Genomic DNA, 15,047 nt, shown 5'->3' with positions numbered 1-15,047 from the left:
CTCAGCGGCGTCCGGAATGCGCCGCCAGGCAATGAAACGTTGGATCGTCGTACCGATCGTCACAGGCCATGCATTACGTCTTGGCCGGCGAGTCGATCAGCCGACAAGTTCCCAGGAAATAAAACACACCACCGGCAACAATGAACAGGGCGAGCATGTAGAAGATGTAGTGAGGTGGCTGCGTTGCCAATACGACGCCACACAGCACCGGCCCGGAGGCGGCGCCGAGGTTGCCGAGATTCTGCGCAGCGTAGTACATGCCGCGCAGGTGGTCGGGCGCGATGTTGTCGATGAACATGTATTCAGTGGGGAAGACGATGATCTCTCCGACCGTGAACACCGCCATGGCGATCACCCAGAGCAGGAGGGTATCGGCCACGGCGAAGCCGGCCAAGCCGAGGATGAACAGACTCAGCCCCGCTGCCAGCCACAGGTTCAGATGACGGTGGGAAATTTTTCGGCCAATGACGTATTGCAGGCTGATCACCATCAGCGCGTTGGTCGTCACAAGGGCGCTGATGATGCGGTAGGTGGACTGCGCTGTTGTAGTGACCACCAGGTACTGGGAGAGATAGGCCGTGAACTGGCCGAAGACCACTGCGCTGAGCAGGCCGCCGAGGGTGAAGCACACTAAGCGGTAATCGCGCAGCAGAAGCTTGCCCACGGCCAGGAAAGGCACGGGTTTAGCGCTTTCGCGAGCCAGCTCGCTCCGACAGTGGCTCGCATCGACGACTGCCAGGTCCCTGTCGCCCCAGACAAAATAGACCAGGCAGAACCCGGCACCGAGCATGCAGGACAATAAAAATGGCAAGCTGATGTCCAGATCGGCTATTCCCGCCCCGAGAAATGGCCCAACGGCATAGCCGATGTTGGTCAGCGTGTATTTGATCGAGAACGCTTCGCTGCGCTCGGCCACCGCGAGCAAGCTGCCGAATCCTGCCTTGACCGCGATATCGATCACGGCATAAGCCAGGTTGATCAGCACTAGGCAGCTGTAGAACAGCCAGAGATCGCGAGCCAGAAACGTTCCGAGAAACCCCGCCGTGAATAATCCGCTGAACACCAGAATGAGTCGGTAGCTGGACACGTTGTCCACCAGGAATCCACCGTAGAGGCTCAACAGGGAACCGATGATCAATGTGCTGCCGATCACCAGGCCGATGTCGGCAACGTTCAATCCAAAGTTGCCCGACAGGTAGATGACCAGGTAGGGCAGTGTGATTGCCCGGGCCAGCGTCAGGATGAGTGACGCCGAGAGCAGCAGGTTGACTGACGCGGGGTAGTTTTTAAGGGTGGCGAGCATCCTTGCCTCATACGACCGGAGATGTTTATAGGGAGCAGCGTTGTCGCGCGGACGGACACACGGCAACCAAGCTTACTGAGGAAGCCAGTTCTGATTTATGATGCTTTTTCTCCAGTTGATTGAATTCAGTTCATGAATAAGGATGTCCATGTTTTCCTCGGAGCGATTGAAGGGGATCGATGTATTTGTCTGTGTCGCCGAGTCCGGCAGCTTCAAGGCTGCCGCTGAGCGGATGAGCCTGACCAGTTCTGCGATCAGCAAAAGCGTTGCTCGCCTGGAGAGCCGACTTGGGGTTCGACTGTTCGAACGTACGACTCGACGTGTTTCGCTGACGGATGCAGGACGCGCCTTTCTTCGTACCTGCACAGGCGTGCTCGCGGACCTGGAAGAGGCTGAGTGGTCGCTGCACGCTGAAAACACCGAGCCACGTGGCAGGGTTCGGATCGACCTTCCGGGCGCCTTCGGCCGATCCCAGGTGCTGCCTATCGTCTTGCGATGCCTGCAGGACTTCCCGCAACTGGTGCCACACCTTTCCTTCTCCGACGGTTTTATCGATCCTGTGCAGGAAGGCGTGGACATCGTGATCCGTTTGGGAGGCGCGGACATTTGGCCGGCCACGTGGGGGCATCGCCACCTTGGCAGCGAATGGCATATTTTCTGTGCGTCCCCTGCGTACCTGGCCAGGCATGGCACGCCCCTGATCGACCTCGATCTGGAACATCACCAGTGCATCGCCTATGGTTGGCCGGATGGAAACGTCAGCCCCTGGAATTTTGCCGGGCATCGGGGCGAAACGCTCAGGAAACAGGTCTCGCCAACGCTGGTGGTGGGCGATGGCGAGGGCCTGGTGATTGCGGTATTGGCGGGTTGCGGTATTGCCCAATTACCGTCCTGGTTGGTCCAGCGACAACTGGATGAGGGGACGTTGGTTGAAGTGCTGCCGCAGTGGGCAACCGATGGAATGGCGATCAATCTTGCCTGGCAGAAAAACCGTGGGACGCTTCCCAAGGTCGCGGCTTTATTGGACGTGCTGACGGCCAGTTTGGCTCAGACGGCAGCAGGGCGGGGGCAACGACTCTAGAAGTTCTGCCTGTGGTGCCACGACTAAGTCGACACCGAATCATGGCAACAGACACAAAGCTTGTTGCCATCGAGATCTCGAAAGTAGGCGCCGTAATAGTCGGGGTGGTAGTGGGGTCTCAAGCCGGGTTCTCCCTCACACGTCCCTCCCAGTGCCAGTGCTGTCGCGTAGCTGTTCCTCACGGCTTCCCGGTTGGGGGCAAGCAGAGCCACCATTTGTCCGTTGCCGGGTTCGTGCATCTTGCCGTCAAAGGGTTTTCCAACCACGAAAATCGGACGAGGTGAATGCTCGGCAACCCAGCCCGCCCAGCCTTTGTGGGCGTCGCTAAATTTCAATGTCAGGCCCAGCCCGGTCATGATTTTTGAATAGAACACGAAGGCGCGATCAAAATCGCCGATACCTAGAAACACGTGCGAGATCATAATGGCTACCGTTTTGCCTGTGGGCGTGAGGGTTGTTTGAAATTCCAGCCTACGCTGCCACAGGTATCATCCCGCTGCCAAGTCCGGGCGGTTAGCGCTTCGGCTCAGGCGCCGGACGCCTGGCCTGCCGGGCTTCGGTGCCGACGACCAGCCAGATGCCAATCCCGGACACCGCCATCCCCGACACCATCTGCCATGAAAGCGGTTCGTCGAACATGACCCAGGCCCAGAGCATCGTAATGGGCGGGCTGAGGTACAGGACGCTGGCGACCCGGGTGGCGGTCGCGCGGCGCAGACACAGCCAGTAGAGCCCATAGCCGCCCATCGTCGACAGGCCCGCAGTCCACAAGACGCTCAGTGCAAAGCCGGTGCTGGGTATCGGGGCGAGGCTGCCATGGGCAGCTTCGACCAGGGCGAAGGCCAGGCCCGAAACGCAGCATTGCAGCCACAGGTTAGGCAACAGGCCCAGTGATTGCGCGCAGGGTAGGTATTTCTGCCACAGAGTCGCGACGGCGAGCGAGAGCATGCCAAGCAGCGGCAGGCCATAGGCCCACCAGGGCGCGTTGCCCCACGCCAGCGCGCCTTGGGTCACCAGCATGACGCCGAGCAGGCCGATAAGTAGGCCGGCCCAGACCTGCCAGGCCAGTCGTTGCTTGAGTACGCTCGCAGCCAACAGCGCCAGGCCCATCGGCAGCAGATCAGCGACTAGTGCGGCCAGGCCCGCCGGCACACCCAGCGCAATGCCTTGGGTGATACCGGCCAGGTAGCCCGCCATCGCCAGCAGGCCGATGCCGGCATTTTTCAACAGCACGACGGGCGAGGTTCGGCGCAGCGCTCTGGCGACGAAGGGCAACAGGACGAGTGTGACCACGACGCAACGCCAGAACACCACCAGCAATGCTGGCGCGTAATCAATGGAAAAACGCGCGCCAACGAAGCCGGAGCTCCACGTCAGCAGCAACGCGGCTTCGAGCAGTGGCAATGGAATCAGCCAGTGCCAGTCGGGCTTGGGCAGTGAAGGGCAGCTCATCGATTTAGTCGGGTTCATGACCACAGGCTACGAAACCGACGTAATCTAATAAATCAAAATGTAATGCATCAGTACTTCACGAAGATTGAATCATGACGGCCATACTCGATATCGACTTGATCCGTACCTTTCATGCGGTGGCGCGAATCGGCAAATTCAGTGCGGCGGCAGAACAACTGCACAAAAGCCCGGCGGCGGTCAGCGTGCATATTCAGCGCCTGGAGGCGGTCGCTGGCGGGCGTTTGCTCAACCGGGACAATCAATCGGTATCCCTCACCGCGTTGGGCAAGCGTCTGCTCGTGGCGACGACGGAACTGCTGAGCACCCATGACCGGGTGCTGGCCGATCTGCACGGAGCCCGGCTGGCGGGACGCATTACGTTGGGGGTGCCGGATGAATACGCCGAGCATGTCATCCGCGACATCCTCCCGGCCTTCGCCGCCGCGTGGCCCAACGTGGTGCTGGAACTCAAGACCGCGCCAAGTTACGCGTTACGTGACCTGGTGCAGCGCGGCCAGCTCCAGGCAGCGGTCGTTGTGCAGCCGAAGGGGCAGGCCAGTGCTGGAGGGCAAGTGCTGGTTTCCACCACGCCGGTCTGGGTTGGTCCGGTCCACACGACGATGGCCCCGATGGCGCCACTGCCGTTGGCGGTGCATGCGGCGCAATGCCCTTATCGGCAAGCGATGATGGAGGCCCTCAGGCAAAGCGGCCGCAGGACCCGAGTCGTTCTGGAAAGCCCCTCCAACCAGGCCGTCAAGGCGTGTGTGGAAGCGGGGTTGGCGGTCAGCCTGATAGACCGCGCGCGCGTAACAGATGCCATGCAGATCCTCGAAGGCCTTCCGGTCATCAAGGAGCACGAGGTGGTGTTCATGCGAGCCCAGGCGTCACACGGCGATGAGGCCGTGAACCTGCTTTCCCGTGCGATGCAACAGTATTTCCGGCTGTAGAAGCGGTCTAGGGACTGCTGCGCAGCCCAGCGGGAGCAAGCTCCCTCGCCACGGGGTTGCGCCCGTACTCAAAAATCAAGTCGAACGCTGCTTTTTGTGGCGAGGGAGCTTGCTCCCGCTGGGCTGCGCAGCAGCCCCAAGACAAGACCGAGCCCGCTAGACGATCAAGCCGACAGCGGCGGCGTCCGCGGCGGGATCAGGCGTTTTGAACCGATCGATTCGAACGCCGAAGCCAGTCGCAATAACGTCGAATCGTCATAGGCGCGGCCAGCGAACGTCAGCCCGACGGGCATGCCGATATCCGCCATGATGCCCATCGGCACGGTGACCGTAGGCACGCCCAGATGGCGGATGGCAAGGTTGCCGTTGGCGACCCAGACCCCATTGCTCCAGGCGATATCGGCAGATGTCGGGTTGACGTCCGCATCCGCCGGCCCGACGTCGGCGACAGTCGGGAAGATCACCGCGTCCAGGCCCAGCCGCTCCATCCAGTCCTCCAGATCGATTCGACGTGTCTGTTCAAGCCCACGCAGGCCGTCGGGCAGGGTCGGGATCTGGTCCCACGGCGTGATGCCCCGCTGGGCCATCTTCACGTACTCATCCATGCCGGCCGCCAGATCATCCTCCCGGTTGGGCAGGGTGCCCGGGTCGTGGGGGAAGATCTTCGGTCCGTCGACGTCGGCCAGGCGATTCAACTTCGGATCGCCGTTGGCCCGCAGGAAGTCATCGAATGCCCAGGCCGACAGGTCCCACAATTCATGGTGCAGGAACTCTTTGGAAACCAGGCCGCGGGTGAATACCGTAGGTGCGCCAGGACGATCGCCCTCGCAGTTGGACACCAGGGGGAAATCCACCTCGACCACTTCGGCGCCACAGGCCTCAAGCGCCTTGCGCGCTTGCTCCCAGAGCTCGATCACCGAGGCGCGGGTGATGATTCGCTGCCCTGTCGGGCCGCCGATGCCGGGGGCTTGGGCCGTGCCCGCTTCAGGGTCGGCGTTGATGTACATCCGAGGAACGCCGAACCGAACGCCTGCCAGCGCACTTGGGTTGCTGGCAAGGCTCGGATACGAGGCCGGACGAACTGAATCAACGCTCGGAATCGGCACCCAGGGTTGCAGGCGCCACAGGTCGCCACGGGTGTCCGGGTCCTCGGCGACCACCACGTCCAGCACTTCGAGCAGGTCGGCCATGGTCCTGGCGAAGGGCACGACGACGTCCATCGTCGGCGTCAACGGCCAGTTGCCACGCACCGAGATCACCCCGCGCGACGGCGTATACGCGCACAAGCCATTGTTCGACGCTGGACCGCGCCCGCTCGACCAGGTTTCTTCGGCAAGGCCGAACGCCGCGAAACTGGCGGCGGTTGCCGTGCCCGCACCGTTCGAGGAGCCGGAGGCAAACGGCGCGGTGAGGTAGTCGCCGTTGTACGGGCTCTCGGCACGGCCATACACCCCGCGCTGCATGCCGCCGTTGGCCATGGGCGGCATGTTGGTCTTGCCCAGGCAGATCGCCCCGGCGGCGCGAAGCCGTTCGATGGTGAACGCATCGCGATAAGCAACCAGGTCCTTGAACGCCGGGCTGCCGGAAGCGGCAGTGAGCCCCTTGACCAAGTAACTGTCCTTGGCCGTATAGGGAATGCCGTCAAGCGGCCCCAGGGTCTGGCCGCTGGCCCGACGGGCATCGCAGGCCCGGGCCTCGTTCAATGCATCGGGGTTGCGCACCACCACCGCGTTGAGGGCTGTGGGCGTGTCGGGGCCGTCGTAGGCATCGATCCTGGCGAGGTAGGCCTGGACAAGCGCCACCGCGGTCGTCTGGCCCGACTCCAGCGCAGCGCGCAATTGGGCAATGGAGGCTTCGGTGATTTCGATCATGCTGTTAGCGCCGCGGCAGAGGGATTGCGGGGTGTTCGGTTCCATTGAAGCTGCTCCTGAGACTTCAGGTCATCTCAAAGTGGATATTTATCGGACTTGCGCACTGTACTACGGAATAGCGATCAGGGGCAGTCAGGTTTGACCGGACTGTCTCTCGAACGAGCCGAAAATTTGCCACCTTCAGACTTCGTTAAGAAACGGCCTCGATACTTGCTCCCAATAGCCCGAGGGAGAACGTTGACCCATGCCCGATTTCGACTGGAACATCCACCTGCCGCTGGCCTTCGGTGATGCCGGCCCGCCGGTTCGGCACTTGCACCGGGCGTTGCCGGGACAAGCCCGGCGAGCTGAGTTCGAGGCGTTCATCCAGCAGCGTTTCCGCCAGGTCCACGGTGCCGATATTCGTCACTTCATGCCGGAGCTGTTCGGGCTCGACGATGTCCACGGCACGCTCTGCGCAGCCGCTGGCGTGCGCCGGGCCGCCCAGGGGCCGCTGTTCCTCGAACATTATCTGGACAGTCCCATCGAGCCCTTGATCAGTGCCGCCGCCGATCGTGCGGTGGACCGCGCTGGCATCGTCGAGGTTGGCAACCTGGCCGCCAGCGACACGGGCAGCGCCCGGCTGAGCATCATAGCGATCACTTATCTGTTGGCCATGGGCGGCCTGGAGTGGGTTGCGTTCACTGGCAACATCGGCCTGGTCAACAGCTTCCATCGCCTGGGCCTCAAGCCTGTGACGCTGTGCCCGGCAGACCCGCAGCGCCTCGGCGAGGACCGTCATCTCTGGGGCCGCTACTACGAGAGCCAGCCGTGGGTTCATGTCGGAAACATCCGCGCCGGTTTCATTCATCTGCGCAATACCGGCCTGTTCGATCGCCTGGGACTGCCGACGGACCTCGGAGAAACCAGCCATGTCGCCTGAAATGGAACGCTTCAAGCGCACTCTGCGTGGTCATGCCGAGCGCAGGGGCCATGCCGTGGCACTGTGGGGCGACGGCTCGCAGCTCGACTACGCGACACTTTATTCCGAAGTGGTGTACCGCCAGCAACGCTTGCGCGATGAACACATCAATGTTGTCGCCCTGGCGCTGGATAACGGCATCGAAGCGATGCTCTGGGACCTTGCTGCACTGTTCGAAGGGCTGACCTGCGTCATCCTGCCCGGTTTTTTCAGCCAGGCTCAACGTCGACACTGCCTGGAACAGAGCCAGGCCGAGCGGGTGATTGCCGAGCCCGCGTTCGAAGCGGAACTGCAAGCTGCCGGATACCAACACAGTGGCGAGTTCTGGCGACGGCACTTCGACGGACCGAGCCGTCTGCCGGCAGGCACCGCCAAGCTGACGTTCACCTCTGGCACCACCGGCACGCCGAAGGGCGTCTGCCTGAGCGCCGACAGCCTGTTGCGGGTGGCCCGTGAACTGGAGCAGGCCAGCCAGCCGGTCGAGGCCAGGCATCACCTGGCGTTACTGCCCCTGGCGATTTTGCTGGAAAACCTTGGCTGCTATGCGGCGTTGTATGCCGGCGCCATGCTGAGCCTGCCCAGCCAGAAAACCCTCGGCATCCAGGGCGCCAGTGGGGTCGACCCGACGCGGCTGCTGGGATGCCTGGCCGAGCGTCGGGCGCAGAGCCTGATCCTGGTTCCGCAGCTGCTGCTGATGTTGGTCATGGCTGCCGAACAAAAGATGTTCAACCCGCACATCGTGCGATTCGCCGCCGTTGGCGGGGCACGGGTGTCCCACGATTTGTTGCAGCGGGCCCAGCGTGTTGGCCTGCCGGTGTTTGAAGGCTATGGGCTGTCGGAATGCGCCTCGGTGGTCTGCCTCAATCGGCCACAGGCTCATCGCGCCGGCAGTGTCGGCCAGCCGCTGCCCCATGTGGAGATCCGCTTGGCCGAGGACGGCGAAGTCCTGATCAAGGGCTCGACGCTGCTCGGTTACCTGGGTGAGCCACCGCACGCCAGCGAATGGTGGCCCAGCGGCGACCTGGGTGAGTTCGACGAAGACGGTTTCCTTTATCTGCGAGGTCGCAAGAAGCACCAGTTCGTCACCAGTTTCGGTCGCAACGTGAACCCCGAATGGGTTGAAGCCGAACTCACCCAGGGCGGTGACATTGCCCAGGCCTTTGTCTATGGCGAAGCCATGCCGCACAACCATGCACTGCTCTGGCCCGCCCGGGCCGACTGCACGGATCAAACGCTGGAGCTGGCCGTAGCCAAGGCCAACGACACGCTGCCCGACTACGCGCGGGTCCATCGCTGGACGCGCCTGGACCAACCCTTCAGCGCTGCCAACGGCATGCTCACCGCCAATGGCCGGCCACGCCGGGAGGCCATCGTCGAGCATTACCGCGCGCAGCTCACTTCATCTGTCTTGTCCGAGGAATCCCCATCATGAGTTTTTTTGACACGTTGCAAGAAGCCACCCAGCAAGAGCGCCAGACCCTGTTCAATCTGCCGATCATCCGCGACGCCCTCGACGGCCAGGTCAGCCTCGCCAGTTACCGGGGTTTCCTGATCCAGGCGTATTACCACGTGCGCCACACCGTACCGCTGATGATGGCTTGCGGGGCGCGCCTGCCAGCGCATCTGGAATGGCTGCGCAAGGCCGTGTGTGAATACATCGACGAAGAGTACGGTCACGAGCAATGGGTGCTGGATGACATTGCCGTGTGCGGTGGCGATAAGGAAGCGGTGCGCAACGGTCAGCCGTCGTTGCCCATTGAGCTGATGGTCAGTTACCTCTACGACTTGATCGCCCGAGGCAACCCTGTGGGCCTGTTCGGCATGGTCAATGTGCTGGAAGGCACCAGTATCGCTCTGGCGACCCACGCCGCCGACAGCATCCGGCAGCGCCTGGAATTGCCACCCACGGCGTTCAGCTACCTCAGCTCCCATGGTTCGCTCGACATCGAGCATATGCAGACCTATCGCGGCTTGATGAACCGGCTGGAGGATCCGGCGGACCAGGCTGCGGTGATCCATGCCTCCAAGGTGGTGTACCGGCTGTACACCGACATGTTCCGCGGCCTGCCGCGTGACGGGGAGCATGAACATGCGCTTGTGTGATGCGCGTGTCGTGCTGACCGGCGCCAGCGGCGGAATCGGCCAGGCCATCGCCGCCGCCTTGTGCGCCAGTGGTGCGCGGGTGCTGGCCGTGGCCAGGCATCACGAAGCCTTGCAGCCGTTGCTGGAGCGTTATCCGCAGCACTTGAGCTGGGTCGAAGCCGACCTGACCTTCCTCGTCGACCGGCGCAAAGTACTGGTCGCCGCCGAGGCTCTGGGCGGTATCAACCTGCTGATCAATGCCGCCGGCGTGAACCACTTCGCCATGCTCGAACAACTCGACGACAGCGAGATCAACGCCATGCTGGCGCTGAACATCAGCGCGCCGATTTGCCTGACCAAACTGCTCTTGCCACTGCTCAAGCAGGCTGACAGTGCGATGGTGGTCAACGTGGGCTCGACCTATGGATCAATCGGCTACCCGGGCTATGCCAGCTACTGCGCCAGCAAGTTTGCCTTGCGCGGTTTTTCCGAAGCCTTGCGCCGGGAGTTGGCCGATACCCGGGTCGGGGTGCTCTACGTAGCGCCCCGGGCCACCCGTACCTCGATGAACAGCCCGGCGGCCGATGCGCTCAACCAAGCGCTCAAGGCCAACGTCGACGACCCGCAAACCGTGGCGGCGGCGGTGATCCACGCGATTATCGGCGACCGACGCGAGTTGTATCTGGGCTGGCCCGAACGCTTTTTCGTCGGCCTCAACAGCCTGCTGCCCAACCTGGTGGACCGTGGCCTGCGCAAGCAGTTGCCACTGGTGCGCCGTCTCAGTCACAAACCCGAAAACGAGCATCTCAAGCCATGAAAAAAATCCTCGCTTGCCTGTTGATCGGCACCCTGAGCCAAAGCGTCTGGGCGTTGGAGGCGGCCGACCAGCAACGTCTCAGCGACATCCAGCAGAGTTGGGCCCATATTCAATATGAAGTGCCCGAAGGCCAACGTGCCGATGCGTTTGAAAAACTCGCCGTCCAGGCCTCGGCGTTCAAGCAGGAGCGCCAATCGGTGGCCGAAGCGTGGATCTGGTCTGGCATCGTCAACAGCAGTTGGGCCGGTGCCAAGGGTGGGATCGGTGCACTGGGCAAGGTCAAGGATGCCAAGGGCGACCTGGAAAAAGCCCTGACCCTGGACCCCAAGGCCCTGCAAGGCTCGGCCTACACCAGTCTCGGCGCGCTCTACGACCGGGTGCCGGGCTGGCCCCTGGGTTTCGGCGACTCGGACAAGGCCGAGCAATTGCTCCAGCAGGCGTTGCAACTCAACCCGAACGGCATCGACAGCCTGTACTTTTGGGGCGATCACCTCTACCGTCAGAAGCGCTATAGCGAAGCCAAGGCAGCGTTGCAAAAAGCCTTGCAGGCAGCACCGCGGCCAGGTCGGGAAACGGCCGATGCCGGGCGCCGCAAGGAGATCGACGCCTTACTGGTGGATGTGAACAAGCAACTGAACTGACAGGAGCGGATGTGCGTTTATTACTGATTGAGGACGACGTGGCCCTGGGCGAGGGCATCCATCAGGCCCTGAGTCGCGAAGGTTATACCGTCGACTGGGTGCAGGACGGCAGCAGCGCCTTGCATTCGTTGCTCAGTGAAACATTCGACCTGGCGGTGCTCGACCTGGGCCTGCCACGCATGGACGGCCTGCAAGTGTTGCGGCGCTTGCGTGACAGCGGCTCCAACCTGCCGGTGCTGATCCTCACTGCCCGCGATGCCACCGAGGATCGTATCGCCGGGTTGGACGCAGGAGCCGACGATTATCTGGTCAAGCCCTTCGATCTGGCGGAACTCAAGGCCCGGCTACGGGCCTTGTTGCGTCGCAGCGCCGGTCGCGCCCAAGCGTTGATCGAACATGCCGGCATCAGCCTGAACCCAGGTACCCAGCAAGTCAGTTACCAAGGCAAGCCGGTGGCCCTGACGCCCAAGGAGTATCAGTTGCTCCATGAGCTGCTCTCGCCGCCGGGGCGCGTCATGACTCGCGATCATCTGATGCAACTGCTCTACGGCTGGAGCGAGGAGGCCGAGAGCAACACGCTGGAAGTGCACATCCATCACCTGCGCAAGAAATTCTCCACCGACCTGATCCGCACCATTCGCGGGGTCGGATACCTGGTGGAGGAGCGTCGATGAGTTCGATCCGGCGTCGCACCCTCACGTTGATTCTTGGCCTGCTGTTCCTTGGCCTGTTGATCATCACCGTATTCAACCTGCATGACAGCAACCACGAAATCGCCGAGGTCTACGATGCCCAGTTGGCGCAGAATGCCCGGTTATTGCAGGGCGTGATGCGCATGCCGATGGCGAGCAAGGAGCACGCCGAGTTGTATCAGGCGTTCAATTCGGCGCTGGGGCAGGCGGCTCCCAGGGTCGATGGCCATCCCTATGAAAGCAAGATTGCTTTTCAAGTCTGGAACTCACAGGGTTCGGTGCTGGTTCATACCTCCAGCGCACCGTCGTTCACCTCACCGCCGAGCGCGCCTGGCTTCAGTGAGGTCGTGGACCAGAAAAACCGTAAGTGGCGGGCGTTCGTCCTCGACGACGCGCAATACGGCTTGAAGATCTGGGTGGGTGAGCGCGACGACGTGCGTGCCGACCTGGTCGACCGCATTGTTCGTCACACCGTCGTCCCCAACCTGATCGGCAGCGTGGTGCTTGCGGCCGTGATCTGGCTGGCCATCGGCTGGGGGCTCAAACCCCTGGTCGATATGGCGGCGAAGTTGCGGGCCAGGCATCCCGGCTCATTGGAGCCCCTGCAAATGATGCCGCTCCCTACGGAGCTTGAGCCCATGCAGGCGGCCCTCAACCGCGTCTTGGCGCAGATCCAGGAGGTGATGGGCCGTGAGCGGCGTTTCATTGCCGACGCCGCCCATGAAATGCGTACGCCGTTGGCGGTGCTGCGGGTGCATGCGCAGAACCTGATGGAGCCGGGGAGCGAGCAAAGCCGTTGCGAGTCCCTGGAACACCTGATCGCTGGCGTCGATCGCACCACGCGTTTGGTCAATCAACTGCTCACCATGGCGCGGCTTGAACCGCAGGCAGGTGTGCCGACGCCTGCGGTCATCGACCTGGCCGCCACGGTTCGGGCGAGCCTGGTGCAAATGACACCCTGGTTGTTGAGCAAGGGGCTCGAGCCGGTGCTGGATGTCAGCGATGACATCGGCCCGGTTCGAATCGATCCGGTGGCCATCGACATCGCCTTGAACAACCTGGTGACCAATGCGGCCAATTTTTCGCCGGTCAACGGCACGATCACCGTACGCCTGGCCAGGAAGGGCGATCACTACGAGCTGTCAGTCGAAGACCAGGGGCCGGGTATCGACGAGGCCGAGCGTGAGCGGCTCTTCGAGCGGTTCTACAGCCGCGGCAATGACCAAGGGGCGGGCTTGGGGCTGACGATCGTACGCACCATCGCGGATCGTCTGGGAGGGCGCATACGCTTGGAGAATCGCACCGAGGGTGGGCTGTGTGCGACCTTGGAAATTGGGCGCTTCTAAGCGATTTTCCGCCGCCATGACAGGTGGCCGGTCCCGTGCGGTGCTTCAAGCAGGCGCATCGGCCATGGATTGCCGGGCGAGAAAGTCAACTATCTCGCCCACCGTGCTGCGTGCCGTGCGTGTAACGCCAATCAGGGTGGCGGAAGCCGACCCCGTCCACTCGCCGTAGCCGACCAGCCACAGCCTGGACTCTTGTATCGAGCGGGTGCCCTCGACCTCCACACGGCCGTCGTTGTTGAGCACCCCCAGCGCATCCAGATGCTGTAGGGCGGGCCTGAATCCGGTGCACCAGATCAGCACGTCCACGGCTGATTCGCGGCCGTCGGCCCAGATCACGCCGTTGCGGGTAAAGCGCTCGAAAGGCCTGACGGCCTGAAGGACGTTGCGTTCACGGGCCTCGATTACCGGCGGTACCATGACGATGTCACCCAACCCTCCCACGGGTTGGTCGATGACGCGACCTTCCTGCTGGGCCTTCCAGCGTTCGGTGGCGCGCTCGAACAACACGCGCCCATCGACCTCGTCAGGAAGGAACAGTGGTTCGATGGGGGTGACCCAAGTGGTCTCGGCGATTTTCGATACCTCGGCCAGAATCTGTGCCCCTGAATTGCCGCCGCCCACCACCAGGACTTTCTTGCCGGCGAACGGGGCCGCCTCGACATAGTTCGCCGAATGCAGTTGCTGGCCGGCGAACAAGGCCGCATCAAGATAGCGAGGGATGTAGGGGTTGCTCCAGGTGCCCGTTGCGCTGACCACGACCCGGGCATCCCAGTGCTTGTCCGTGGCATATACGCGCAAGCCCGTTTCGGTGGGTTCCACACGGGTGACCTGTACCGGCCGCACCACGGGGAATCCATAGCGCTGTTCATACTGCGTGAGGTAGTCGACCACATGGTCTCGCGACGGATAGCCATCCTGTGAGGGGGGCATCATCCAGCCGGGGATCGAACTCCAGGTCGCCGGGGAAAAGAGTCGCAGCGAGTTCCAGCCATGCCGCCAGGCACCACCGGGTCCCTCCTGGGCATCGAGGATGACGAATGATAGAGGCGTGCGCCGCAGGAAATAGGCCACCGCCAAGGCTGCTTGGCCCCCGCCGATGATGACTACGTCAAATGTCTCGGGCTGTGAGCAGGGCATGGCGGCGAATCCTTTGGTTGAGGGAGCCCGTTGCAAGGCTCCAAGAGGGGCTTGCGACGTCAATGGCCGCTCCAGGAGAAAGGCCGTTGTACGCTTCAGCAACGTTTGCAGGTCTTGATGCCCAATAACGAATAGAGCGGACAGACGCGAAAGATACCCGTGGCCAGTGGCACCAGGCCAATCCAGCCCCAGGCGCCGATCGAGCCCGTCAGGGCCAGAATTATAAGGACAAGCCCCACGGCAATACGTGCGCCCCGGTCAATGGTTCCAATGTTGGCTTTCATGGCAATCTCCTGATCAATGGACGCGCCGGGTTTCCAGCACGGTGAACAGCAACATGCCCGCCAACATGGCCAGCATGAACACAATGGCTTGCCAGTGTCCGGTCAGCAGGATGGCCACGGCGGGGCCAGGGCAGATGCCGGCAATGCCCCAGCCGATGCCGAACACCAGGCTGCCACCGATCAGGCGTGGGTCCAGTTCTCGCTTGACCGGCAACTGCATGGGGCTGCCCAGCAGCGAATGAGTCTGTTGGCGTGCCCAAGCCAGGGGGACAATGGCGGTGCCAATCGCTCCGATCATCACCAACGCCAGGGACGGATCCCAGGTGCCGGCCAGGTCCAGGAAACCCAACACCTTTTTCGGGTTGGCCATGCCCGCCAGGAGCAGCCCGAAACCAAAGAGCAGGCCGGCGATGAATGCCGTCAGTTTGCGCAT

16 protein-coding genes are annotated in these 15,047 nt (G+C 62.5%); 9 read left to right on the top strand and 7 right to left on the bottom strand.

Annotated elements, in window-relative coordinates; all coding sequences use genetic code 11:
* Positions 1-73 precede the first annotated feature (73 nt).
* A complete protein-coding gene (locus TK06_RS07805) occupies positions 74-1,303 on the bottom strand; it encodes an MFS transporter (protein ID WP_063321587.1) in 1,230 nt (409 codons plus the stop codon).
* 148 nt (positions 1,304-1,451) lie between these two features.
* Here TK06_RS07805 and TK06_RS07800 point away from each other — a divergent pair, with 148 nt between their 5' ends.
* Entirely contained in the window at positions 1,452-2,384 is a 933-nt protein-coding gene (locus TK06_RS07800; protein WP_063325097.1) for a LysR family transcriptional regulator, read from the top strand.
* A gap of 23 nt (positions 2,385-2,407) precedes the next feature.
* Here TK06_RS07800 and TK06_RS07795 read toward each other — a convergent pair whose 3' ends face one another.
* Positions 2,408-2,806 carry a VOC family protein gene (locus tag TK06_RS07795; RefSeq protein ID WP_063321586.1) on the bottom strand — a complete coding sequence of 133 codons (399 nt, stop codon included), beginning with the start codon at positions 2,804-2,806 and terminating at the stop codon, positions 2,408-2,410.
* A 91-nt stretch (positions 2,807-2,897) separates the two neighbouring features.
* Entirely contained in the window at positions 2,898-3,854 is a 957-nt protein-coding gene (locus TK06_RS07790) for a DMT family transporter (RefSeq protein ID WP_063321585.1), read from the bottom strand.
* Positions 3,855-3,928: 74 nt separating this feature from the next.
* Here TK06_RS07790 and TK06_RS07785 point away from each other — a divergent pair, with 74 nt between their 5' ends.
* A complete protein-coding gene (locus TK06_RS07785; protein WP_063321584.1) occupies positions 3,929-4,783 on the top strand; it encodes a LysR family transcriptional regulator in 855 nt (284 codons plus the stop codon).
* A 164-nt stretch (positions 4,784-4,947) separates the two neighbouring features.
* Here TK06_RS07785 and TK06_RS07780 read toward each other — a convergent pair whose 3' ends face one another.
* Entirely contained in the window at positions 4,948-6,654 is a 1,707-nt protein-coding gene (locus TK06_RS07780; protein ID WP_063325096.1) for an amidase, read from the bottom strand.
* Positions 6,655-6,898: 244 nt separating this feature from the next.
* Here TK06_RS07780 and TK06_RS07775 point away from each other — a divergent pair, with 244 nt between their 5' ends.
* The 7 genes from TK06_RS07775 to TK06_RS07745 are packed head-to-tail and all read left to right on the top strand — an operon-like array spanning position 6,899 to position 13,193.
* Positions 6,899-7,576, top strand: a complete 678-nt coding sequence (locus TK06_RS07775) for a thermostable hemolysin (protein WP_063321583.1) — start codon at positions 6,899-6,901, stop codon at positions 7,574-7,576.
* Positions 7,566-9,047 carry an AMP-binding protein gene (locus tag TK06_RS07770; RefSeq protein WP_063321582.1) on the top strand — a complete coding sequence of 494 codons (1,482 nt, stop codon included), beginning with the start codon at positions 7,566-7,568 and terminating at the stop codon, positions 9,045-9,047. Before TK06_RS07775 ends, TK06_RS07770 begins: the two co-directional genes overlap by 11 nt.
* The gene (locus TK06_RS07765) at positions 9,044-9,718 is read left to right on the top strand and encodes a TenA family transcriptional regulator (RefSeq protein ID WP_063321581.1); all 675 of its coding nucleotides are present in this window, start codon (positions 9,044-9,046) and stop codon (positions 9,716-9,718) included. The genes TK06_RS07770 and TK06_RS07765 overlap by 4 nt, the downstream gene beginning before the upstream one ends.
* Positions 9,705-10,514, top strand: a complete 810-nt coding sequence (locus TK06_RS07760; RefSeq protein ID WP_063321580.1) for an SDR family oxidoreductase — start codon at positions 9,705-9,707, stop codon at positions 10,512-10,514. Before TK06_RS07765 ends, TK06_RS07760 begins: the two co-directional genes overlap by 14 nt.
* Positions 10,511-11,155, top strand: coding sequence for a tetratricopeptide repeat protein (locus tag TK06_RS07755; protein WP_057448105.1), 645 nt, complete (start codon positions 10,511-10,513; stop codon positions 11,153-11,155). Before TK06_RS07760 ends, TK06_RS07755 begins: the two co-directional genes overlap by 4 nt.
* An 11-nt stretch (positions 11,156-11,166) precedes the next feature.
* Positions 11,167-11,829, top strand: a complete 663-nt coding sequence (locus TK06_RS07750) for a response regulator (RefSeq protein ID WP_003201124.1) — start codon at positions 11,167-11,169, stop codon at positions 11,827-11,829.
* The gene (locus TK06_RS07745) at positions 11,826-13,193 is read left to right on the top strand and encodes a sensor histidine kinase (protein WP_063321579.1); all 1,368 of its coding nucleotides are present in this window, start codon (positions 11,826-11,828) and stop codon (positions 13,191-13,193) included. The genes TK06_RS07750 and TK06_RS07745 overlap by 4 nt, the downstream gene beginning before the upstream one ends.
* Before the next feature lie 45 nt (positions 13,194-13,238).
* Here the strand turns inward: TK06_RS07745 and TK06_RS07740 are convergent, their stop codons facing one another.
* From TK06_RS07740 to TK06_RS07730, 3 genes are all read right to left on the bottom strand, one after another.
* Positions 13,239-14,330 (bottom strand): ArsO family NAD(P)H-dependent flavin-containing monooxygenase, encoded by a 1,092-nt coding sequence (locus tag TK06_RS07740; protein WP_063321578.1) that lies wholly within the window; start codon positions 14,328-14,330, stop codon positions 13,239-13,241.
* Positions 14,331-14,425: 95 nt separating this feature from the next.
* On the bottom strand, positions 14,426-14,614 hold the full coding sequence (locus TK06_RS07735; protein ID WP_063321577.1) for a YgaP family membrane protein: 189 nt from the start codon (positions 14,612-14,614) through the stop codon (positions 14,426-14,428).
* A gap of 13 nt (positions 14,615-14,627) precedes the next feature.
* Positions 14,628-15,047, bottom strand: coding sequence for a DUF6691 family protein (locus TK06_RS07730; protein WP_063321576.1), 420 nt, complete (start codon positions 15,045-15,047; stop codon positions 14,628-14,630).

This window comes from Pseudomonas fluorescens, assembly GCF_001623525.1.
GTDB classification, from domain to species: domain Bacteria; phylum Pseudomonadota; class Gammaproteobacteria; order Pseudomonadales; family Pseudomonadaceae; genus Aquipseudomonas; species Aquipseudomonas fluorescens_Q.
This window is presented reverse-complemented; position numbering and strand designations above follow the sequence as displayed.